This window comes from Micrococcus sp. HOU01, assembly GCF_035609305.1.
Lineage (GTDB): Bacteria > Actinomycetota > Actinomycetes > Actinomycetales > Micrococcaceae > Micrococcus > Micrococcus luteus.
On sequence record NZ_CP141211.1, the window covers coordinates 1,157,606 to 1,180,468 of the forward strand.

Genomic DNA, 22,863 nt, shown 5'->3' on the forward strand with positions numbered 1-22,863 from the left:
GTGCCGTGCCCCTGGCGGGGACGCCCGTGTGCCACCACGCCTCCCGCACGGGACAAGAAATGTATACAGATCTCTTGCCCGGTGTGATCCACGGCACTACGCTGGGCACATGGCGACCCACGATGCCCCCACCGAAGACGGCCCCTCCGGGGCGTACGCCGACGCCCACGCCCGCTCCCTCCGCGACCCCGAGGGGTTCTGGCTCGACGCGGCGCGCGCCATCGACTGGACCGTCGCGCCCACGCGCGCCCTCGACGACTCCGCCGCGCCCCTGTACCGCTGGTTCCCGGACGGCGAGCTGAACACCGCCTTCAACTGCCTGGACCGGCACGTCGAGGCGGGCCGCGGGGACGCCGTCGCGCTGATCCACGACTCCGCGATGACCGGCGAGGTCACCCGCTACACGTACGCCGAGCTCACGGACGCGGTGGCCCGCCTGGCCGGCGCCCTGGCCGCGCGCGGCGTCGGCAAGGGCGACCGCGTCCTCGTGTACCTGCCGATGATCCCGCAGGCCCACATCGCGATGCTGGCGTGCGCGCGGCTCGGCGCGGTGCACTCCGTGGTCTTCGGCGGCTTCGCCCCGCGCGAGCTCGCCTCCCGCATCGACGACGCGACGCCCGACGTCGTGCTCACCTGCTCCGGCGGCATCGAGCCCAAGCGTCGGGTCGAATACCTGCCCGCCGTGGCCGAGGCGCTCGAGACCGCCGCGCACCCCGTGCGCACGGTGCTGGTCCACCACCGCGAGGGCTTCGAGACCGCGCTCGCGGACGCCGACGGGCGCGGGGGCGCGAGCTGGGAGGACTGGGGCGAGGCCGTCGCGGCCGCCGAGCCGGCCGACTGCGTCCCGGTGCAGGCCACCGACCCGCTGTACGTGCTGTACACCTCGGGCACCACCGGCAAGCCCAAGGGCGTCGTCCGGGACAACGGGGGCCACGCCGTCGCCCTGCGCTGGACCATGGAGAACATCTACGACGTCGGCCCGGGGCAGGCGATGTGCACCGCCTCGGACGTGGGCTGGGTCGTGGGGCACTCCTACATCGTCTACGGCCCGCTGCTGGCCGGGGCCACCACGGTGATGTACGAGGGCAAGCCCGTGGGCACGCCCAACGCCGGCGCGTTCTGGCGGCTGATCGAGGACCACGGCGTGCGCTCCTTCTTCACGGCCCCCACGGCGCTGCGCGCGATCCGCCGCGCCGACCCCGAGGGCGAGCTGCTCAAGGACCACAACCTGTCCTCCCTGCGGCACTTCTTCGCCGCGGGCGAGCGCCTGGACCCGGAGACGCAGCGGTGGATCGAGGGCCTGCTGGGCATGCCGGTGATCGACCACTGGTGGCAGACCGAGACCGGGTGGGCCATCGCGGCGAACCCGGTGGGCCTGGAGCAGCTGCCGGTGAAGATCGGCTCGTCCTCGGTGCCCTCGCCGGGCGTCGATCTCGTGGTCCTGGACGGCCTGGGCGAGCCCGTGCCCGCCGGGACCGAGGGCAACATCGCCCTGCGGCTGCCGCTGCCCCCGGGCACCCTGCCCACCCTGTGGGGCGACGACCAGCGCTACATCGACTCCTACCTCAGCGCGTTCCCCGGCCATTACGCGACCGGTGACTCCGGCGTCGTGGACGAGGACGGCTACGTGTTCGTGCTCGGCCGCACCGACGACGTCATCAACGTCTCCGGGCACCGGCTGTCCACGGGCGTCCTCGAGGCCGCCCTGGCCGCCCACCCGGCGGTGGCCGAATGTGCCGTGATCGGCATCGCGGACCCGCTCAAGGGCCAGCGGCCCTCGGGCTACGTGGTCCTCAAGTCCGGCGTCGAGACGCCCAAGGCCGGCTCCGAGGCCGAGGCCGCGCTCCTGGACGAGCTGCGTCAGGCGGTGCGCCGCGAGGTGGGCCCGGTGGCGGACTTCCGCGACGTCGTCGTGGTGGACGCGCTGCCCAAGACCCGCTCGGGCAAGATCCTGCGCAAGACCATGCGGCAGATGGCCGACGGCGAGGAGTACGCGGTGCCCTCGACCATCGAGGACCCCGCCGTGCTCGAGGCCCTGGCCGGGGTGCTGCGCCCGGCGGGCTGAGCGCCGCCGTCGTCCCGGGAACGCCAGGCACTAGGGTGGGGGAAGATCCGGACACGCCGACGACGGCGGCCGCGGCGCGCCGCGGCCCGCGGCCGGGCGTGCAGACCACCGTGGAAGGAGCCGGCGCCGCCGTGACCTCGAGAGAACCGATCCCCGTGATGACCATCCACGGCGAGCCCGTGCTCGGGCCCACCGGCCGGCCCAAGCACGACTTCCCCGAGCCCGCGCCCCTGACCTCGCACGGCCCGGCGCGGATCATCTCGATGGTGAACCAGAAGGGCGGCGTCGGAAAGACGACCTCCACCATCAACCTGGGCGCCGCGCTCGCGGGCTACGGCCGCAGGGTGCTCATGGTGGACTTCGACCCGCAGGGCGCCCTCTCAGCCGGCCTGGGCGCGAACCCGCACGAGCTCGACAGCACGGTGTACAACGTGCTCATGGAACGGTCGGTGACCGCGAAGGACGCGATCCTGTCCACGGACTTCGAGAACATGGACCTGCTGCCGGCCAACATTGACCTGTCCGCGGCCGAGGTGCAGCTCGTCAACGAGGTGGCCCGCGAGCAGGTCCTCGAGCGTGCGCTGCGCCAGGTCCGCGACGACTACGACGTGGTCCTCATCGACTGCCAGCCCTCGCTGGGCCTGCTGACCGTCAACGCGCTGACCGCCTCGCACGGCGTGATCATCCCGCTGACCGCCGAGTTCTTCGCGCTGCGCGCGGTCGCCCTGCTCGTCGAGACGATCGAGAAGGTGCAGGACCGGCTCAACCCGGACCTGGAGATCGACGGCGTGCTGGCCACGATGTTCGACCAGCGGACCCTGCACTCCAAGGAGGTCGTGGGCTCGCTCGTGGCCGGCTTCGGGGACCGCGTGTTCGAGACCGTCATCAAGCGGTCCATCAAGTTCGCCGACGCCACGGTGGCGGCCACGCCCATCACCCTGTTCGCCGAGAACCACGACGGGGCCAAGGCCTACCGGCAGCTCGCCCGCGAGCTGATCTGCCGCGGCGGCGCGCCGTGACCGTCCGCTGACCGCCGACGACGCCGGCCCGGTCCCGTCGCGGGACCGGGCCGGTTTTCTCCGCGCTCGCGGCCGGGGGAGCGGTGGCCGGGAGACGCGACGCCGCCGATCTGCGAGAATGAAGCCGGGCGTGTCCGTCTCCGGACCGTCCCTCACCCCCTGACCCGTCCGCCGCCGGCCCGACCGGCGCCGTTGACGCGCACCCGAAAGGACGCCCTCCCCATGAACTCCCGCAAGCCGCGAGGCTCCGGACGCACCCCCGCCGTCGGTCGACGGGGCGGCCCGTTCCAGGAGCGCGATTTCCAGCGACAGATCGGTGCCCGCCGCGGCGCCGCCGCCCCCCGTGAGGAGGCCCCCTTCGACGAGGACGCCGTGCCGCGCACCCGCGGCCGCCGCGGCCGCGGCGCCGGCGCCGCCCGGGCCAAGGCCGCCCACCTCGACCGCATCCACGACGAGTCGGGCGAGCGCCTGCAGAAGGTGCTGGCCGCGGCGGGTGTGGCGTCCCGGCGCGTGAGCGAGGACCTCATCGCGGAGGGCCGTGTGGAGGTGGACGGCGTCGTCGTCACCGAGCCCGGCGTGCGCGTGGACCCGGCCCGGGCCGTGATCCGGGTGGACGGCATCTCCGTGCAGACGGACGTGACCAAGCAGTACTTCGTCTTCAACAAGCCCCGCGGCGTGATCTCCACGATGGTGGACCCGGAGGGCCGGCCCTTCGATCGCCACCTACCTCAAGCCCGGGCAGGAGCACCTGTTCCACGTGGGCCGTCTGGACAACGAGACCGAGGGCCTGCTCATCCTCACCAACGACGGTGAGCTGGCCAACCGCCTCGCCCACCCCAGCTACGAGGTCCCCAAGACCTACGTCGTGCAGACCCGCGGCCCGCTGGCCAAGGGCGTCTCCAACCGGCTGCGCGAGGGCGTGGAACTGGAGGACGGCGTGGCGCAGGTCGACTCGTTCAAGCTCGTCGACTCGACGCCGGGCCACGTGCTCGTCGAGGTCGTGCTGCACTCGGGCAAGAACCGCATCGTGCGTCGCATGTTCCAGGAGATCGGCCACCCGGTCGAGCGGCTCGTCCGCGTCAAGGTGGGCCCCATCCTGCTGGGCGACCAGAAGCAGGGCACCGTCCGCGCGCTCAACGCGCAGGAGCTGGGCCACCTCAAGGCCCTGGTCGGCCTGTGAGCGCGCCCGCCGAGTCCGCCGCCAAGCTCGGTGACGGCCCGGCCGGGATCCCGCAGCCCGTGCTCGTCCGGGGGACCGGTCTGCTGGGCGCCTCGATCGGCATCGGGCTGAGCGCGGCCGGTGTGGACGTGCGCCTGCACGACCCCTCGCCCGCCGCCCTGGCCGTGGCCGCGGACATCCGCGCCGGACGCCCCGCCCGCCTGGACGCCGAGGGCGACGACCTCGACGCCGCCCCGGGCCTCGTCGTCGTGGCCGCGCCGCCGGACGTGACCGCCGACGTCGTGGTGGACTCGCTGCGCCGCTGGCCCGCGGCCGTGGTGGTGGACATCGCCTCGGTGAAGGAGGCGGTCGCCGCGGGCGTGCGGGCCGCCGTCGACGAGGCCCGCCTGGCCCCGCAGGACGCCGACCGGTACCTCGGGACGCACCCAATGGCCGGCTCCGAGCGGTCCGGTCCCGTGGCGGCCCGCGGCACCCTGTTCACGCAGGCGCCGTGGGTGCTGTGCCCGACGGACACGACCCGCCCGGCCGCCCTCGCGGCCGGCCGGGCCCTCGCGCTGACGCTGCAGGCCACCCCGTACCGGATGGCCGCCCGCGCCCACGACGAGTCGGTCGCGCTGATCTCGCACCTGCCGCAGATCGCCGCCTCGCTCGTGGCCTCCCGCCTGCAGGAGACCCCGGACCAGGCGCTCGCCCTGGCCGGCAACGGGCTGCGGGACACCACCCGGATCGCAGCGTCGGACCCGCAGCTGTGGGTGCAGATCCTCTCCGGCAACGCCGGGCGGATCGTGCCGGCGCTGCACGGGCTGCGGGCGGACCTGGACCGGCTGATCCGCACCCTGGAGGACCCCTCCGCCCCCGGGGCGCGGCTGGACATGGCGCAGCTGATCGCCGAGGGCAACGCCGGTCGGGCCCGGGTGCCCGGCAAGCACGGGGCGCCGCCGCAGGCGTTCGCGGTGGTCACGGTGATCGTGGACGACGCCCCCGGGCAGATCGCGGCCCTCCTCGACAAGGTCGGCCGCACGGACGTGAACGTGGAGGACCTGCGGCTCGAGCACGCCTCGGGCCACCGGGTCGGCATGGTGGAGATCTCCGTGCTGCCCGGCCGCAGGGACGAACTCGTGGCGGCGCTGACCGCCGCCGGATGGAAGGTGGTCTGAGATGACCGAGCACACCCGCGACGACGTCGCACCCGCGCCGCTCGTGGTGGCGGTGGACGGGCCCTCGGGCTCGGGCAAGTCGTCCGTGTCCAAGGCCGTGGCCCGGCGTCTCGGCGCCGCATACCTGGACACCGGCGCCATGTACCGCGCCGTGGCGTGGCACTGCCTGCACGAGGGCGTCGACCTGGCCGATGCGGAGGCCGTGGCGGCGGCCGCCGTCGCCATGGACCTGGACCAGTCCACCGACCCGGACGTCGAGGCCGTGCGGGTCGGCGGCACGGACGTCACCGAGGCGATCCGCGGCCCCGAGGTCACGGACACGGTCTCCACCGTCGCCGTGGTGATCCCGGTGCGCGAGGAGCTGCACCGCCGCCAGCGGGCGGCGATCGCCGCCGCGGGCCGGATGGTCGCCGAGGGCCGCGACATCACCACGGTGGTGGCCCCGGACGCCCACGCGCGCGTGCTGCTCACGGCCTCCGAGGCCGTGCGCACCGCCCGCCGCTCCGGCCAGCTGGCCGCGGCGGGGGAGACCGGCGTCGACGCCGGCACGCTGCACCGTCAGGTGGCCGGGCGCGACGCCCGCGACGCCACCGTGTCCACGTTCGACCGCCCCGCCGACGGGGTGGCGCTCGTGGACTCCACCGAGCTCGACTTCGAGCAGACCGTGGCGGCCGTCCTGGCCGCCGTCGAGGACCAGGCCGGCATCCCGGCCGTGAAGGGAGGCCGACGATGACCGAGAACCCCCAGCACCGCTCCGGTGAGGACGAGTTCGTCCCCGCCGGCGACGATCAGGTGGCCGAGCGGCTCGCCGCCATGACCGAGGAGGAGGCCGAGGCGCGCGCCGCGTCGCTGCGCGCCGGCCTCGAGGACTACGAGCTCGAGGAGGACGACGCCGCCCTCCTCGACGCGTGGCAGCTCGGGCCCGACGAGGACGTCGACGCGCCCGTGCCGCCCGTGCTGGCCATCGTGGGCCGGCCGAACGTCGGCAAGTCCACGCTCGTCAACCGCATCATCGGCCGCCGTGAGGCCGTGGTGGAGGACGTGCCCGGCGTGACGCGCGACCGCGTCTCCTACGACGCCGAGTGGAACGGCCGCGAGTTCACCGTGGTGGACACCGGCGGCTGGGAGCACGACGCCAAGGGCATCCACCGTCGCGTGGCCGAGCAGGCCGAGCTGGCCGTGGACGTGGCGGACGCCGTCGTGTTCGTGGTGGACGCCACCGTCGGCATGACGGCCACGGACGAGGCCGTGGTCTCGATGCTGCGTCGCAAGGACCGCCCGGTGATCGTGGCCGCCAACAAGGTGGACGACATGGTCCAGGAGGCCGACGCCGCCACCCTGTGGTCGCTCGGCTTCGGCTACCCGTACCCGGTGTCCGCGGTGCACGGCCGCGGCGTCGCGGACCTGTTGGACGCCGCGCTCGAGGCACTGCCGGAGGAGTCCGCCCACGGCGGTCTCGTGCCGCGCGGCGGCCCGCGCCGGATCGCCCTCGTGGGCCGGCCGAACGTGGGCAAGTCCTCGCTGCTGAACAAGCTGGCCGGCTCGGACCGCGTGGTGGTGGACGACCTGGCCGGCACCACGCGCGACCCCGTGGACGAGCTCGTGGAGCTCGGCGGACGGCTGTGGCGCTTCGTGGACACCGCCGGCATCCGTCGACGGCAGCACATGGCCCACGGCGCCGACTACTACGCCTCGCTGCGCACGGCCTCCGCCCTGGACCGCGCCGAGGTGGCCGTGGTGCTGCTCGAGGCGCCGCAGGTGATCTCTGAGCAGGACGTGCGCATCCTCCAGATGGTGCTGGACTCCGGTCGCGCCCTCGTGATCGCGTTCAACAAGTGGGACCAGGTGGATGAGGATCGGCGGCTCCAGCTGGCCAAGGAGATCGAGCGGGACCTGGCGCACGTCGCGTGGGCGCCGCGCGTGAACATCTCCGCGAAGACCGGCTGGCACAAGGACCGTCTCGTCCCCGCGCTGGACCTCGCCCTGGACTCATGGGACACCCGTATCCCCACGGGCAAGCTCAACGCGTTCCTCGGCGAGCTCGTGGCGGCCCACCCGCACCCGCTGCGCGGCGGCAAGCAGCCCCGCATCCTGTTCGCGACCCAGGTCTCGAGCCTGCCGCCCAAGTTCGTGCTGTTCACCACCGGGTTCCTGGACCCCGGGTACCGCCGGTTCATCGTGCGCCGCCTGCGCGAGACCTTCGGGTTCGAGGGCACGCCCCTCGAGATCGGGATGCGCGTGCGCGAGAAGCGCGGTCGCCGCCGCTGATCCGGCCCCGCCCCGACGACGTCCCTCGACCACCCGCGTCGGGGGACGTCGTCGTCCCGGCCGGCTCCCACCGTTCGTCCACCTTCGCCTCGTAGCCTGAGGGCATGAGCCTCATCCGACGTCGCCCCGCCGCCCTGTCCCTTGCCACCCTGGCCGCGCTCGCGCTGGCCGCATCCGGCTGCGCGGTCGACGACGGCGCGACCCGGGCCGCGCTGCAGAGCGCGGAGGACCGGCTCGCCCAGGCCGAGGACCGGATCAGCGAGCTGGAGGCGGACGCCTCGGACCGCGTGGACCTGGGGCAGCTGCGCCAGGAGGCCGAGGGCGCCCTCGAGGAGGCGGACCAGCGCGCCGCCGAGGTCGTCGAGGACCTGACGCGATCGCTGCCCTCCGGTTCGGACATCGTCGACGTCGAGGCCCTTCGGGAGGACGGGAAGGTGGTCATCGAGTACGGCCAGTCCCTGCTCGAGGCCGATCCCCAGGTTCTCGAGGACACGATGCGGGAGGCGGCGGACCGGGCGCGCGACGCCATCCCGGACCTGGAGGACGTCGAATTCCGCGTGGGGGACCGAACCTTCACGTTCTGAGCCTGCGACGGGGCTCCGTGAGGCCCCCGACACGCCCCTGCGACGCGCCCGGAACGGCGGATCGGAGCGGCTCAGCGTGTTACACTTCTCACGTGCGCGACTGCACCCTCAGTCATGAGAGGGTTCGTGCAGACCGCCAGGCCCACCGGTACGCCGGGGCCGCGGTCGCTGGGGGACTCTCGGTCGGGTGGCCCTCGGTCAAGGGATGAGGGGTTCACGTCTGTGAAGAGGACGTGGGCCCCTTGTTCACGTTTCGGGGGTGTCGTGCCGTTCACCCCTGACGACGACGACCCGGCGGGCCCGCTCCCGATTCGCATCCGGCGGTGCGGGTGGGGTATGCTCGTCGGGTGCCGAAGCGCGGATGACCGCGATTCGCCACGGGCTATGGCGCAGCTTGGTAGCGCGCTTGACTGGGGGTCAAGAGGTCGTGGGTTCAAATCCCGCTAGCCCGACCACGTTCCCACGGGTCAGAGTCCGCATCTGACGAGGGAAAATGGAATGAGGCCCAGGTACTCCCTCGAGGGGAGCGCCTGGGCCTCTTTCCGTGCCTGACATATTCCTTAGCACAAACTGATCGAGACAGACCCTACGGTTCGGCGTTCGGCTCGACTTATATCCCCGGGAATTCAGAACTTCCTCAGTGGCCGAGCGGCTCGATCCAAAATCGATCTCGTCGGTGACCAGAGCGTTGGCCCTGAAGCCCCCTGGGTCTGATGGAGACTCGCGCTATTTGATTCCGACAACTGTTCGCGGCCGGCCTCGACAGCATAGAACGTGTCCTCGAACTCGGCGGGTGGGACGTCGCCGAGGTAGCCGTGGAGGCGTTGCGTGTTGTGCCAGGACACCCACCCGAGGGTCGCGAGCTCGAGGTCCTCGACCGTCCGCCAGGGACCTGGCCGTGCGGGTCCGCGGACGAGCTCGGCCTTGTAATAGCCGTTCACGGTCTCGGCCAGGGCGTTGTCGTAGCTGTCCCCGACGGTCCCGATCGACGGTGTCGCTCCGATCTCGGCGAGGCGTTCGCCGTAGCGAATGGAGGTGAATTGAGACCCCGCGTCGCTGTGACAGCGCAGGTCCTCGTGGCGAGCGCCGCGGGACCAGCGGGCCATCTCGATCGCGTCGAGGACCATCTTGGTGCGCATGTGTGACGCGCACCGCCACCCTACGATCATCCGGGAGAACGCGTCGACGATGAAGCAGACGTACGCGACGCCGGCCCACGTCGGCACGAACGTCAGGTCGGTGACCCAGAGCCGGTTCGGGGCAGGCGCGGTGAACTCCCGCTTCACGAGGTCCGGGTGCCGCGCCGACGCCGGGTCCGGCCGGGTCGTCTTCACCCGCTTCGACCTGGTCGCGCCCTTAATCCCTGCGGCGCGCATGAGCCGGCCCGTCTGATCTCGGCCGATGTCGATCCCGGCGCGACGCGCGGTCTTCCAGAGCTTTCTGACCCCGTAGACGCGGTAGTTCGTCTCCCAGAGCTCGACCAGCTGCGGGATCAGCTCCTCGTCCCGCACCGCGCGAGCCGAGGGGGCGCGGGTCTTGGCGGCGTAGTAGCTGCTCGGAGCCACCTGCAGCAGCCTGCAGATGAGCTCGACTCCGAGCCGGCGAGCGTCGACCAGGTCATCCTTGTCCGCGTCGATGAACGCGACTACTTCCGGTAGTGGCGGTCGAGCTCCGCCCCGAAGAAAGACGCAGCACGCTTGAGGACCTCGTTGGCCCGCCGCAACTCCCGGACCTCCTGCTCCAGTTCACGCACCCGCCGCGCCTCAGCGCTGCTCACGCCAGAGGTGACGCCGTCGTCGATGTCGGCTTGCTTGACCCACATCCGCACGGACTCAACCCCGTATCCGAGCTGCGTCGCGACCCGCTGCACAGTCCCATGCTCGGTCCCCAGCTCGGCACGCAGCGTCCGCACCATCCGGACCGCCGCGGCCTTCTCCTCCGGCGAATACCGACGCGTCGTCGGCTTCCCCGCTGTCTGCTCTTTCGGCATAACTCCATCCTCGTTTCCAAGGTCAGGAGTCTCCAACAAACCCAGGGCGCTTCAATCGGTCAGGAAGGCAGCAGGAGCACCTTGATGTCGTAGTCGAGCTTGCAGAGATAGAAGATCAACTCGACGACGGGACGGTGACTATCCCAGCGGGGCTGTGAGGGGCCGATCTCGCAGAACCTTGCGGCAAACTCAACCTTCTCGCGCGCGGCCGGGATCGATGCGCGTAAGGCCGCTTCATCCCATTGCTCTTCGCTCATACTCCCGACCGTAGCGGTGAGTACCGACACGGCCGTGGGAGCTCTCAGCCCCAGAAGATCGGATCCTGGTGGCTGCCGATGTAGTCGAGCAGACTCTGGACGTTCTTCGTCGGGCGCCTCTTCGTGTACTCGTGGAACTTCATGTGCCGGTCACGCCAGTAGATGCTCCACTGGCCGGTCTTGACGGTGTATCGCAGGCGCGCGACCGGGAACCGCGTCCAGTCGCCCTGCCCGTCCCACGGCGGCCGCGTCTCGATGATCGTGACGTGCCGGTCGGCGATCTCGGCTTCTACTCTCACCTGATCCCACAGGTGCTCGGGCACGCGTTCACGGCACCAGCGGCCGATGCGCAGCAGGTCGGTCTCGGGCATAGCCATGGTCAAGTCCTTTTGAGTGGTGTATCGAGGCTTTGTCGGGTTCCTCGTGGTCGGGTGGGTTGTCAGGCGGCGAGTGCCGCGTGGCCGGGGTCGTCGGTCATGGTGTCGCTGACCTGTAGGGCGGCTTGTTCAGCCGCGGCTTTCGCGGCTGCTTCGGCGAGCATCGTGTCGGTCGCGGTCAGCAATTCCAGGCTCATGTAGCGCCGTGATTCGGTCCATTCGTCGTGCTGCTCGGCCAGCACCGCGCCGAGAAGTCTAATCACCGCGACTCGGCTGGGGAAGATGCCGACGACGTCGGTGCGTCTCCGGATCTCCTTGTTGAGCCGTTCGTTCGGGTTGTTCGACCAGATCTTCTTCCACACCTCCTTCGGGAACTTCGTGAACGTGAGCACCTCATCGCGGGCGCCCTCGAGGTGCTCGGCAGCGGCAGGCAGATGGGTGGCCAGGCTGTCGATCATGTGCTCGTACTGGGCGATCACCGCCTCGACGTCGGGCTGGGTGTAGACGCTGTGCAGCAGCGCTTTCACCGCGGGCCACTGCGACTTCGGGCACACCGCCATCAGGTTGGCCGCGTAGTGGGTGCGGCAGCGCTGCCACTGCGCCGTCCCGAACACCGCCCCGGCCGCTTCGACCAGCCCGGCATGGGCATCGGAGGTGATCAGCTCCACCCCCGACAGGCCGCGGGCAGCCAGATCACGGAAGAACCCGAGCCACCCCTCCCTGGTCTCCGCGGTGCCCAGTTGCAGGCCGAGGATCTCGCGGTAGCCGTCGTTGTTGATGCCGGTGGCGACCATGGCGGCGACCTTGACGACCCGGCCGTGTTCACGCACTTTGAGCACGAGCGCGTCGGCGGCGACAAACCGATACGGCCCAGCATCGAGCGGCCGGGTGCGGAACGCTTCGACCGGCGCATCCAGGTCTTTACTCATCTATGAGACCTGCGATTTCGACAGGCCCGTGATGCCGAGAGTCTGCACCAGTTTGTCCATCCGGCGGGTGGAGACGCCGAGCAGGTAGCAGGTGGCGACCACCGTGGTCAGCGCTGCCTCGGCGCGGCGGCGCCGCTCCAGGAGCCAGTCGGGAAAGTAGGTGCCTTCGCGCAGTTTCGGGATCGCGACGTCGATGGTGCCGGCGCGGGTGTCCAGGTCCCGGTGCCGGTAGCCGTTACGCCGGTTGGTGCGCTCATCCGAGCGGGCGCCGTAGGCGGCGCCGCACACGCTGTCAGCCTCGGCCGACAGCAGGGCATTGATGAAGGTGGTGAGCATCTGACGCATCAAGTCCGGCGAGGCCTGGGTGAGCAGATCGGACAGAAACGCCTGGGGGTCGATATCGTGGGGAGCGGTCATCGCGGGTGTCCCTTTCGAGTGGGATGTGAGAGTTTGGGCGTGTCAACTTGTCTGTGTAAGCGGGGTGGTCACAGGTAGGGGTTGATCCGGTCGGGGTAGGCCGCGGCGAGCTGGGCGAGGGCCTGCTTCCAGTTCGTGACGGCCTGACCTTCGACGAGCCGGCCCTGGGCTTTGCGCTGGCCGGCGGGTTTGCCCCGGTCCCGAGCGCGTTCGGCGGCGCGTTTGTCTTCGATGTTGCAGATCGCGAGCCAGAGCAGCTTCACCGCCGCCTCGGTCGAGGGGAAGTGGCCGCGGTTCTTGGTCACCTTCCGTAGCTGGAAGTTCAGCGACTCGATGCTGTTGGTTGTGTAGATGACCTTGCGGAGCATGGGTGGGAACTGCAGGAACGGGATGAACCGCTCCCAGGAGTTCGCCCAGGTCGCGGCTGCAGACGGGTACTTCGTGCCGAGCTCGGAGGCCTCGAACTCGGCCAGCGCCTTCCTCGCGGTCTCTTCGTTGGGGGCGGTGTAGATCGGCTTCAGCGCGGCGGCGACCTTCTTGCGGTCCTGGTAGGCCACGAACCGCATCGCGGCCCGGATCAGGTGAACCACGCAGGTCTGGACCATCGAGTCCGGCCACGTCGCCTCGATCGCCTCCGGCAGGCCCTTGAGCCCGTCGCAGCACACGATCAGCACGTCCTGCACGCCCCGGTTGGCGAGATCGGCGCAGACGTGGGCCCAGAACGCCGAGCCCTCGGTGTCCTGGACCCAGATCCCCAGCACGTGCTTGATGCCCTCGAGGTCCACGCCGACGGCGATGTAGGCGGCACGGTTGAGGACCTGGCTGTTCTCTCGGATCTTGATCCGGATTGCGTCGAGATAGATCACCGGATAGAACTCCTCCAGCGGCCGCGACTGCCACGCCAGGACCTCTTCGCTCACGGCGTCGGTGATGTTGGAGATCGTCTCGTGCGACAGGTCCGTGCCGATCGTGGAGGCCAGGTGGTGCTGGATGTCCCGGATCGTCATTCCGCCGGCATAGAGGCTGATGATCATGTCATCCAGGCCCCCGAGGCGCCGCTGGCCCTTGGGCACCAGGCGCGGGGTGAACGACCCGCCCCGGTCTCGCGGGACGTCCAGCTCGATCGGCCCGACCTCGGACTCCACGGTCTTCGGGGTGGTCCCGTTGCGGGAGTTGGCGTGCTTCGGCGCCTCGCTCGAGCCCTTCTCGTAGCCCAGATGGCTGGTCAGCTCGGCCTGCAGGCCCCGCTCGAGCGCGGCCTTGACCAGCGCGGGCACGAACCCGCCGTCACCGGTGAGCTCGACGCCGCCCGCGTCGATCTGCGCGAATAGGGAATCAAGCTGCCCTGAGGCTTTCAGCTGCTCGACCAGGTCCTGGCCCGAGGGCTCGCCTGGGTTCTTCTCGTCGATCATGGTCATGATTCTTACCGTTCCTCTCGGTACGGCTTACACAGACCATCTGACACGCCCGAGAGTTTCCTCGAAAGCCTCCCGCGGTGACCGCTTCTACTTCGCGGTCGACACGCCAACCGGAGTCAACGTGCTGCGGGATTCGTACACCACTCTGCCGGACGCAACTCGGACTCGGCCCTACCGGCCGCAGACGAACGGGAAGATTGAGCGGTTCCATCGCACGCTCGCTGATGGGTGGGCCTACGCCCGGTTCTATAGCTCAGAGACGGAGCGCAGAGCCGCGTTGCCTGGATGGCTGCACTTCTACAATCATCATCGCGTCCACTCCGCGATCGGCGCCGTGCCTGCCACCAGGCTCAATAACCTCCCTGGACATCACATCTAGTCACCTTTGCTATCGAAGGCGAAGCGCAGCTGCGAACTCCGAGCCGAGCCAACCTTCGAGTGGTGTAAGTCGATCTTCACGAAAAGCCTGATCGTGAGAGAACCAGGACAGATCGCAACGTTCGGTCGAGCCGGTCAGGCTCCCCGTCGCGAGACCCCTCTCGGCACCGCCTCCGGCGCGGCACCCTAGCAATGTCAGTGGTGGTCGGTAGCGTAAGACATGCCCCGAGAGCACAACTTAAAACGGGCCTCAGCGCGGAGGAGAACCAGCACAGCATGACAACGTTCAGCACCAGGTGGTCGCACGGCCCCAGCAGCACAACGTGTGACCGTGACGCCCATCGCCAGGAGGTCGCCCGATGACCCCGTCGGTGCCGGACGAGACCCGGGACGCTCACGAAGAGTTGCTCGCCCAGCTCCGCGACCTGGTGCTCAGCGCCTTCCTCGATGGGGAACTTGATCGTAATGCGTTGCTCGGGGCGCTTGGCCTTGACGGCGAGGACAAGCCTGCCTTCTCCTTCACCTGGCCCGGGATCGAGCGAGCACGCCAGGACGCGCGTGTCCCCACTACAGCAACGCTTGTGCCCGACGAGGACGCTTCCCTGGGCTGGCCGGATGCTCGTGATGTCCTGATCGAGGGCGACAACCTGCAGGTGCTCAAGCTCCTGAAGAACGGCTACTCGCGGGCCGTCAAGCTGATCTACATCGACCCGCCCTACAACACGGGCGACACCTTCACCTACAACGACGACTTCGCGGTGCCCGAGCGGCAGTACCTCGAGGAGACCGGCCAAGTCGACGAGCAGGGCAACGCCACGATCAGCCGGATCGAGACCGGAGGGCGCAAGCACGCGCCATGGCTGACCATGATGTTCCCGCGTCTGGCGCTGGCACGTCACCTGCTGCGCCGCGACGGCGTGATCCTCGTTTCCATCGACAACAACGAGGTGCATCATCTGCGCCTGCTGCTCGATGCGGTGTTCGGAGCCGAGAACTTCGTCGACATGATGACTTGGCGCGGAGCACGAAAGGGTGACGCGAAGCTGACTGGCGGAGGCCAGGACTACATCCTGGTGTACGCGCGAGACCGCTCATTCCTCAAGGCGAACGATATCGGCTGGCGTGAGCGTAAGGAAGGCCTAGAGCCGATCTACGCGAAGGTTGCAGAGCTGCGAACCGAGCACGGAGATAACTACGAGGCCATGACCGTAGGCCTCCGCGCCTGGTACAAGTCGCTCGCAGAAGAAGACCCCTCGAAAGCGCACGCGCACTACAACACAATCGATCAACGGGGCGTGTTCTTCCCCGGGGATATCGCCAGCCCGAACCCTCGTCCGAATCTCACCTTTGAATGGAAGGGGTATGCGGTACCGAAGAACGGATGGCGTTACGAGTTCGCAGCCATGGAGCGTCTCGACGCCGATGGTCGTCTGCTCTACCCGGATTCGAAAGACAAGCGCATTCAGGTCAAGCGCTACCTGACTGAGCACGAGGAGTGGGCGCCTGCATCTGTCTTCTACCGAGACCGTCGCGCGGCCTCTGGCGCGCTCAACAAGCTCATGGGTGCCAAGGTCTTCGACGATCCGAAGAGTACCGACGTGCTTGCCCGTCTCTTTCACGCCATCACCGACGACGGCGACCTGATTCTCGACTTCTTCGCGGGCTCTGGCTCTACCGGCCAGGCGGTGTGGGAGCAGAATCCGAAGGACGGTAAGACGCGGCGCTGGATTCTGGTGCAGGTGCCGGAGAAGCCGGGGGCGTCTGAGGAATCGGGCAAGAACGCGCTCGCGGCTGGGTACGAGACGATCTTCGAGGTGACGGCGGAGCGACTGCGCCGCGCGGCGGCGTCCCTGCAGGAGGACACGCTCGACGCTCCACAGCTCGGCTTCCGGATTTTCCGCACCCGTCCGACCAACCTCGTCATCGAGAAGCCGCTGTTCGCGCTTCCGGAGATGACCGGGCAGAGCTACCTGACGCAGGTGCTCGACCACACGGCGGGTTCTCCCGTGGTTGATGGAGCAAGCCCGCTCGACGTGGCATGGGAGGTGGCGCTCAAGGCCACGGGGACGAGGCTCGATGCGCGCGTGACGACGCATGAGGTGGACGGCGTGATGGTCTACGAGTTCGCTCCCGCCGAGAGCGAGAGCGAGAGCACGTCGGGTCGTCTCCTGATCTCGCTAGATGCGTTCTCGCTGGCGGCGGCCGATGCGCTTACCTTGAGTGATGACGACACCCTGATCCTTCGTGGTGATCAGGTCGAGGACTCGGTGACGCTGACGTTGGCGCCGCGGTTGCAGTCAAAGCTGATTCTTCTGGAGCGGGTGCCTCGTGAAGTTTCGCTTTGATGATCAGCCACATCAGTCAGCCGCTGTTTCCGCGGTGGTCGACCTGTTTGAGGGTGCCCTGGTGCCGCCGCGCGATGCGCTTGCTGGGCAGGCGCCGGGCGCGGATGGGCACGCGGGCTTCACGCTGGAACGCTCCGTCCTTACCGACAACCTGACGAGGATCACCGCTCGTGAGGCTGTTGAACCGCAGGTCCAGCTGGAGCTGCTTGCCGAGACAGATCTCGAAGGCGCAGAGCGGGAGTTCCCGAACTTCTCCGTCGAGATGGAGACGGGTACCGGCAAGACCTACGTGTATATCTCGACGGCGCTGAGGTTAGCGGAGCTGCATGGGCTGCGTAAGTTCGTCATCCTCGTCCACTCGATCGCGATTCGTGCAGGCGTGGTCAAGACGTTCGAACAGACCGAGGAGCACTTCCGGCTGAAGTATCCCGGCGTCCCGTACAAGTGGGGTGTGCTGGGCGAGAACTCGGCGCTGAACGACTTCACCGAGCCGTCGGGCACGGTGCAGTTCCTGGTTGCCAGCGTGCAGGCGCTCGACAAGCCGGACACGAACACGCTCTACGCCAGTGCGGAGCAGCCCCAGCTTTGGGGTGACTCGCTTAGCGGTGTGCAGCAGATCGCGAAGGCTCGTCCGATTGTCCTGATTGATGAGCCGCAGAACATGGCGACGCCGCTACGCCGGCAGGCCATCGCGACACTGAACCCCCTGGTGGGGCTGCGCTACAGCGCAACGCACAAGGAGCCGTTCAACCTCGTGCACAGGCTTGGCCCGAAGCAGGCTGCCGAGGCTGGTCTGGTCAAGCGGGTGTCAGTCAAAGGCATCGTCGCGGGCCAGGACGGCAAGCCCTACGTCCGTCTCGACAAGCTTCGGAGCGTCCGTAAACGGCTGATGGCCGAGGCCGTCATCGACAAAGCCGGCGGCAAGCGTGTGCCGGTGGTGCTGCAGAACGGCACCGACCTGTTCGAGGAGTCCGGTAACCTGCCGCAGTACCGCGGCCTGGTTGTCGACAGCATCGAGCGCAAGCCCGACCGCGTGATCTTCGAGAACAAGCTCGTCGTGCAGGCCGGCACCGAGACCGGCGTGGACGCTGAGGCTGTCTGGCGTGACCAGATTCGCCACACCATTCGAACGCACCTGGCCCGTCAGGGGCAGATCGATCCGATGAACCGTGGCGTCAAGGTGCTGTCGCTGTTCTTCGTAGAACGTGTGGCTGACTACGCCGGTGACGAGGCGGTGCTGCCTGCGATGTTCGACGAGCTGTTCCGTGAGGAGTGGCTCCGGGCAGGCAATTCCGAGAGCGAGATGCCTGACCCTGCCGAGCTGCGGGTCGCCTACTTCCCGTCTACCAAAACGGGCATCCTGAAGGACACATCGGGGCGTGCATCGGACGCCGAGCTGGAGGCGCGGGCGTACCAGGAGATCATCGCGAACAAGGAGCTCATTCTCGACCGCGCCAACCCGCGCGCGTTCATCTTCTCCCACTCTGCGCTCAAGGAGGGCTGGGATAACCCGAACGTCTTCCAGGTCGGGTTCCTGCGTCACACGCGCTCCGAGCTGGAGCGTCGACAGCAGATCGGCCGTGGCCTGCGTCTGCCGGTGGACCAGAACGGTCACCGCGTGATGGACCCGGCGATCAACAGGCTGACGCTCATCGTCGACGAGTCCTTCACGGAGTTCCGCGACGGCTTGAATGCCGAATACATCGCCTCTGGTGGTGGCTCCGGCGAGGCCGGCCCCGAGGTCGACAACGCCGACAATGAGGTCGTCGTCCGCAGGCGCCCTGCCCTGTTCGAGAGCCCCGAGTTCGCTGAACTGTGGAAGCGTATTCGCTACAAGGCGCGCTACCGCGTCACCGTCGATCCGGACGCACTCCGCATCGTGGTCGCAGCATCGGAACACCTGGCCGACCTCGAGTTCATCGAGCGCCGCGCCAACGTCGTGCAGTCCGCTGATCTCGTCTACGACGACGAGGGGCATGTCGTCACTGCGGATTCTGCAGTGGCAGAGTCGCGCGGCGAGCGCATCGTTGCTGCAGGCCAGCGGCTGCCCGACGTCGTGCAGCTCATCGAGGATCAGTTGCAGTACGGCAAGTTCCCGCTCCAGCTCACCCGCCCGACCCTGGCTGGGATCGTGCGCGAGATCCTGAACTATCCCGACCGCGACTACGCCCGGCACGTCCTCGATGATCCTGACCGCTGGGCACGCATCGTGGCGAACGCCATCCGTATCGAGACCATCGAACAGATGGTGCGCGGTATCAGCTACGAACCCATCGACGAGACGGACTGGTGGGATGCCGAGGTCGTCTTCCTCGAAGTCGAATCCAAGAACCCGCCGCAGCCTCTGCCGGGCAACCCCGATCCGAAGAACGGCGTCATCGCCGCGCCTGAGGGCGGCGTGAACCTCTACGACCACGTCGACTACGACAGTCACGTCGAGCGTGCCTTCGCCGCACAGCTCGAGAACAACCGCGAGCACGTCAAGCTCTTCACCAAGCTGCCGCGCCGCTTCCGCGTGCGCACGCCTGTGGGGGAGTACTCGCCGGACTGGGCCATCGTCTACGACGAGAACGGCACGCAGCGGCTCTACCTCATCCGCGAGACTAAGGACACCCGCAATCTCGACGACCTCGACTGGGACGAGGCCATGCGCATCCGCTTTGCCGAGCACCACTTCGATGCTGCACCGATTGGGCCGGTCGATTACAACTACACGACCGACAAAGCTGGCTTGATGATCGGTGGAGCGTCTGGTGTCAACGGAGGGGTTGATGAGTAAAGAGGACCCGAACGCACCTGCTCCCAGCGCGGTCTGGAACCTTGTGCCGCTCACCCCTGAGTATCTGGCAGCTGAGCACAGTGGCTACGTCTCGGCACTTGAGGTTGCGCTTGAGGACGATGAGATCCGTAACATCGCGCTGTCCGGAAACTACGGCGTTGGCAAGAGCAGCATCTTGCGCGAGCTCGGGAAGCGACTTGACGGCCGCGTTGTCGAGCTTTCGCTGTCGACCCTTGCCCCGATTGAAGCGTCCAGGTTAGACGAGTCGGTGCCGCTGCAGGCCACGACTCCGACGAACCGTATTCAGCAGGAGATCGTCAAGCAGCTGCTTTACCGGGAGGATCCGAGCAAGACGCCTGCGTCCAGATTTCGTCGAATCGAGCGCTTCCGGTGGTGGAGAGAGTTCGGCACGGCTGCACTGATCGGTCTGGCCGTTGCCGTCATTTTCTTGCTGACTGGCTGGACTGCGCAGATCGCCCGCACTTTCACGGCGCTGAACGATCTCGACGTCTGGACGCACCTGATCGTCTGGGGCGTGGCAACAACTGCGGTGATTCTGGTGCGCTGGCTGTTCTACGGGAAGATCCGCATTAAGCAGCTGTCTGCCGGCGCCGCGACCGTCACGCTTGACGACAACTCCGTCTCATACTTCGACCAGTACCTCGACGAGATCGTCTACTTCTTCGACGTGTCGGATCGTGACGTCGTGATCTTCGAGGACATTGACCGGTTCAACGACTCACACATCTTCGAGACGCTGCGCGCGCTTAATACTTTGCTCAACGCTTCGCCTCAGATCGAGAAGCCGATCCGCTTCATCTACGCGATCAAGGACAGTATTTTCGACCGAATCGGGCTGGAAGCGGAAGGCCGCAAGCTCGAGACGGGCGTGCTAGCAATCGACGATCCGGCGCAAGCCGAGGCGGTGCGTGCGAACCGCACCAAGTTCTTCGATCTCGTGATTCCCGTAGTTCCGTTCATTACGCATCGCAGTGCCCGGAACCTGGCGACCCAGTTACTGGGCAAGATCGAGCACAAGGTGGCGCCGGAACTGCTCGATCTGGCCGCGCAGTACGTCCCTGACATGCGGCTACTGAAGAACGTCCGCAACGAGTTCATCATCTTCCGCGATCGAATTTTCTCAGGTGACGGTGAGCAACTCGACCTGAGCGAGACCGACCTGTTCGCGATGATGCTCTACAAGAGCACGCACCTCACGGACTTCGAGACGATCCGGCTCGGCAAGAGCAATCTGGACACTCTCTACAAGGTCAGTCGCGAGCTGGTAGCCAATAACATCAAGCGGATCGAGGGCGAGCGTCGTGGGTTTAGTCAGAGGCTTGCCCGGAAGAACATTGCGGAAGCGCGTAGCGATCGCCTTGGTGCTTCTTTGATTGCGCACCTTGAACGAACCGCGACTTCGGCGGCGATGCTCGGAACACGACGACGGAACGGAGTGTCGTCGTCGGTCGATGGCGCCGCAAAGTCCGATACCGACCTGCGCTCAGTGGACTTCTGGGCATCGTTCGTCGCTGCCGACGGGGATCCGGAACTGCGTCAGCAAATGTCATCCGGGCATCAGCTCACGTTCTCTCGATCCAGCCTCTCGGCTGTCCTCGGCGATCCACTCGACGCCGACAGTTGGGATGGTGCCGATCACGAAGCCTTGATGGAGCAGATCCAGGAAAGGACAGACGCGATCAACTTCCTGCGCGGTGCGGACATGGGTGATCTGATCAAGCGCCCAGAGTTTCTTGTCATGTTTAAGGAACTCGACACGTCTGCGAGCGAAGGTACGCCTGCGACCTACAAGGAGACGAAACAGTCGCTTGAGTACGTCGCCAAGGCACTGCTCAAGCCTGGCTTGGCCTACCAGCTAGTTCGGGCCGGACACATCAACCGCAACTTCACGCTATATACCTCGACGTTTCACGGCGACCGCGTAAGTCCATCGGCGACAAACTTCATCATCCACCATGTCGAGCGAGACCTGATGGATGCGCACTTTGAACTTGGCCCGAGGGACGTCGATGCCGTCGTCCGGGAGCGTGGCAAGAGCGCACTGAAAGAGCCCGCGCTCTACAACATCGCGATCCTCGACCGTCTCCTTGTAACCGACGTTGATGCAGCCGACATCATGATTCGCTCGCTGGTTGGCCTGGGAGAGAGCCAGACGCAGTTCCTGCAGGCGTACCTGACAGCCGGTGAGCAGCGCGCACAACTCGTCCAGCGGTTTGTGACGATGTCGCCAAGAACACTTATCTACCTCGTGAACCAAGCGGAGCTGGACGAAGCTTCGCAGCTAGAACTGGTGGACGTTGCACTGGCGAATCTGTCATCGTCAGCGCAGCGCACGGACGCACGGGTCGTCGACTACCTGCGGACGCACTACGCGGAGTTCTCCGTCCTCACCAACGACTGGACGTCCGCCCAGGCAGAGCAAGTTGGAGCGCTCTTCGCCGAGGCGAGCATCACATTGCCTAGCCTGACGCCGCTCTCGGCAAGTGCCCGTCCGTCGTTCGTCTCGCGCAGTTTGTACGACATCACGCATGAGAACCTGACCCTCGCTATTGGCAATGACGAGACGGTCGCCCTCGATGTCATTCGAGCGGCGAACAAGACGGTCTATGGCTATGTCCTTCAACATGTAGATGCCTATCTGGGCGCGGTCGAAGGCTCTTCCGCGACGGTCGATGCAGGTGAGCAGTTCATCGCAGTGCTCGAGGAGCTACTCGAGCAAGGAACGCCTCGCTTGGCCGACGTGGTTGAGCGCTCTGCGCCGGTATGCCAGGTTGTAGATCTAGGCGCTATCTCTGAGGGGGCGTGGCCGGCGTTGGCTATGCATCAGCGATTCCCTGCAACGTTCAACAACGTCAGCCGATACGTTGCTGCGCTTGGATTCGATGTCCACATCGCTCCGCTGCTGGCGGAAGCAGGCGCGCTCACCGAGGCTGAGTCGGCCGAAGAGGATGAGAAGACCACGTTGGCGACCACGATTCTTGCGGCGCGGGAGCAACTGCCAGCCGCAACGCTGCGCGCGGGCCTTGTTGCGAGCTTGGAGCTGAGTAGCTACCTCGATGTTGGGGAGATTGCTGCCGAGTCGGGCGACTTGTTCGCGCTACTCCTCAAGCACGACATCATTTCGGACGACGCGGAGTCGTATGAGCACCTATCAACAACAAATTGGCCAACGCGAAGGGCGTTCATCCGCGAGTCGGAGAAGTTCGCAAGCTACATGACGCCAGAGCTGGTGCAGCCGGATCTGGCGGTGCTCCTCGCCGACAATGACATCGAGGACGCGATCAAGCGGGTGGTCGTCGAGCAATCGGCCCCATACGCCGAGGTCGCTGGACAACGAGGGTTGAATGAGCTGGCGCGCCTCGCTGTGCAGTATCGGCGCACCATCCCGTCTGTTGTCGTGCAGAAGATGGCGCAGGGTGGTGCTTCTGCGCAGTACGTAGTGCCCCTTCTCGAGCCACACCTTGGCGACCTTGCCCGCGCAGACCTCTTCGCGATCTTACAGGCTTTGAGCGGGGAGTATTCAAGCCTGACCACTGTGGGACGTACCTCCCTGCATGTCGCAAACACGCCCGCAGACCGAGCTCTCCTTGAATGCTTGAAGAGTCACGGAACCGTCAGCTCGTATGACACGAGTGTGTCGCCTATCAAGGTGAACAGGAAGCACAAGTGATCTGCATTT

12 protein-coding genes, 1 tRNA gene, 4 pseudogenes and 1 other annotated feature are annotated in these 22,863 nt (G+C 67.3%); of the genes and pseudogenes, 12 read left to right on the forward strand and 5 right to left on the reverse strand.

Annotation, left to right across the window (positions count from 1 at the left end; genetic code table 11):
• Positions 1 to 109: 109 nt before the first annotated feature.
• The 8 genes and pseudogenes from SOY78_RS05395 to SOY78_RS05430 all read left to right on the forward strand — a co-directional run bounded on the left by SOY78_RS05395 (position 110) and on the right by SOY78_RS05430 (position 8,728).
• Positions 110 to 2,065 (forward strand): AMP-binding protein, encoded by a 1,956-nt coding sequence (locus tag SOY78_RS05395; protein ID WP_324701898.1) that lies wholly within the window; start codon positions 110 to 112, stop codon positions 2,063 to 2,065.
• A 158-nt stretch (positions 2,066 to 2,223) separates the two neighbouring features.
• Positions 2,224 to 3,084 carry a ParA family protein gene (locus tag SOY78_RS05400; protein ID WP_324701928.1) on the forward strand — a complete coding sequence of 287 codons (861 nt, stop codon included), beginning with the start codon at positions 2,224 to 2,226 and terminating at the stop codon, positions 3,082 to 3,084.
• 222 nt (positions 3,085 to 3,306) lie between these two features.
• Positions 3,307 to 4,264: pseudogene (locus SOY78_RS05405) on the forward strand (pseudouridine synthase).
• Positions 4,261 to 5,421 (forward strand): prephenate dehydrogenase, encoded by a 1,161-nt coding sequence (locus tag SOY78_RS05410; RefSeq protein ID WP_141843108.1) that lies wholly within the window; start codon positions 4,261 to 4,263, stop codon positions 5,419 to 5,421. Before SOY78_RS05405 ends, SOY78_RS05410 begins: the two are co-directional and overlap by 4 nt.
• 1 nt (position 5,422) lies before the next feature.
• A complete protein-coding gene (gene cmk / locus SOY78_RS05415; RefSeq protein WP_002857424.1) occupies positions 5,423 to 6,154 on the forward strand; it encodes a (d)CMP kinase in 732 nt (243 codons plus the stop codon).
• On the forward strand, positions 6,151 to 7,689 hold the full coding sequence (gene der, locus SOY78_RS05420; RefSeq protein WP_324701899.1) for a ribosome biogenesis GTPase Der: 1,539 nt from the start codon (positions 6,151 to 6,153) through the stop codon (positions 7,687 to 7,689). The genes cmk and der overlap by 4 nt, the downstream gene beginning before the upstream one ends.
• Before the next feature lie 104 nt (positions 7,690 to 7,793).
• Positions 7,794 to 8,273 (forward strand): hypothetical protein, encoded by a 480-nt coding sequence (locus SOY78_RS05425; RefSeq protein ID WP_020628098.1) that lies wholly within the window; start codon positions 7,794 to 7,796, stop codon positions 8,271 to 8,273.
• 378 nt (positions 8,274 to 8,651) lie between these two features.
• A tRNA-Pro gene (locus SOY78_RS05430) sits at positions 8,652 to 8,728 on the forward strand.
• Between the two features lie 306 nt (positions 8,729 to 9,034).
• Here the strand turns inward: SOY78_RS05430 and SOY78_RS05435 are convergent.
• From SOY78_RS05435 to SOY78_RS05455, 5 genes and pseudogenes are all read right to left on the reverse strand, one after another.
• Positions 9,035 to 10,263: pseudogene (locus SOY78_RS05435) on the reverse strand (IS3 family transposase); the annotation flags it as partial.
• Positions 9,830 to 9,964: a sequence feature (AL1L pseudoknot), on the reverse strand. Its footprint overlaps the pseudogene before it by 135 nt.
• A gap of 59 nt (positions 10,264 to 10,322) precedes the next feature.
• A complete protein-coding gene (locus SOY78_RS05440; RefSeq protein ID WP_324701900.1) occupies positions 10,323 to 10,520 on the reverse strand; it encodes a hypothetical protein in 198 nt (65 codons plus the stop codon).
• 44 nt (positions 10,521 to 10,564) lie between these two features.
• Positions 10,565 to 10,897, reverse strand: coding sequence for a DUF3024 domain-containing protein (locus SOY78_RS05445; protein WP_036315702.1), 333 nt, complete (start codon positions 10,895 to 10,897; stop codon positions 10,565 to 10,567).
• A gap of 62 nt (positions 10,898 to 10,959) precedes the next feature.
• Positions 10,960 to 12,243: pseudogene (locus SOY78_RS05450) on the reverse strand (IS256 family transposase).
• A gap of 68 nt (positions 12,244 to 12,311) precedes the next feature.
• Complete coding sequence (locus SOY78_RS05455) at positions 12,312 to 13,655, reverse strand: IS256-like element ISMlu11 family transposase (protein ID WP_042752856.1); 1,344 nt, start codon at positions 13,653 to 13,655, stop codon at positions 12,312 to 12,314.
• A 166-nt stretch (positions 13,656 to 13,821) separates the two neighbouring features.
• Here SOY78_RS05455 and SOY78_RS05460 point away from each other — a divergent pair.
• The 4 genes and pseudogenes from SOY78_RS05460 to SOY78_RS05475 form a co-directional block, all read left to right on the forward strand.
• A pseudogene (locus SOY78_RS05460) lies at positions 13,822 to 14,040 on the forward strand (integrase core domain-containing protein); the annotation flags it as partial.
• A 358-nt stretch (positions 14,041 to 14,398) separates the two neighbouring features.
• Positions 14,399 to 16,384 carry a site-specific DNA-methyltransferase gene (locus SOY78_RS05465; protein ID WP_324701901.1) on the forward strand — a complete coding sequence of 662 codons (1,986 nt, stop codon included), beginning with the start codon at positions 14,399 to 14,401 and terminating at the stop codon, positions 16,382 to 16,384.
• Complete coding sequence (locus SOY78_RS05470; protein ID WP_269600367.1) at positions 16,368 to 19,163, forward strand: DEAD/DEAH box helicase family protein; 2,796 nt, start codon at positions 16,368 to 16,370, stop codon at positions 19,161 to 19,163. Before SOY78_RS05465 ends, SOY78_RS05470 begins: the two co-directional genes overlap by 17 nt.
• On the forward strand, positions 19,156 to 22,854 hold the full coding sequence (locus SOY78_RS05475) for a DNA-binding protein (RefSeq protein ID WP_269600369.1): 3,699 nt from the start codon (positions 19,156 to 19,158) through the stop codon (positions 22,852 to 22,854). Before SOY78_RS05470 ends, SOY78_RS05475 begins: the two co-directional genes overlap by 8 nt.
• Positions 22,855 to 22,863: the final 9 nt, after the last annotated feature.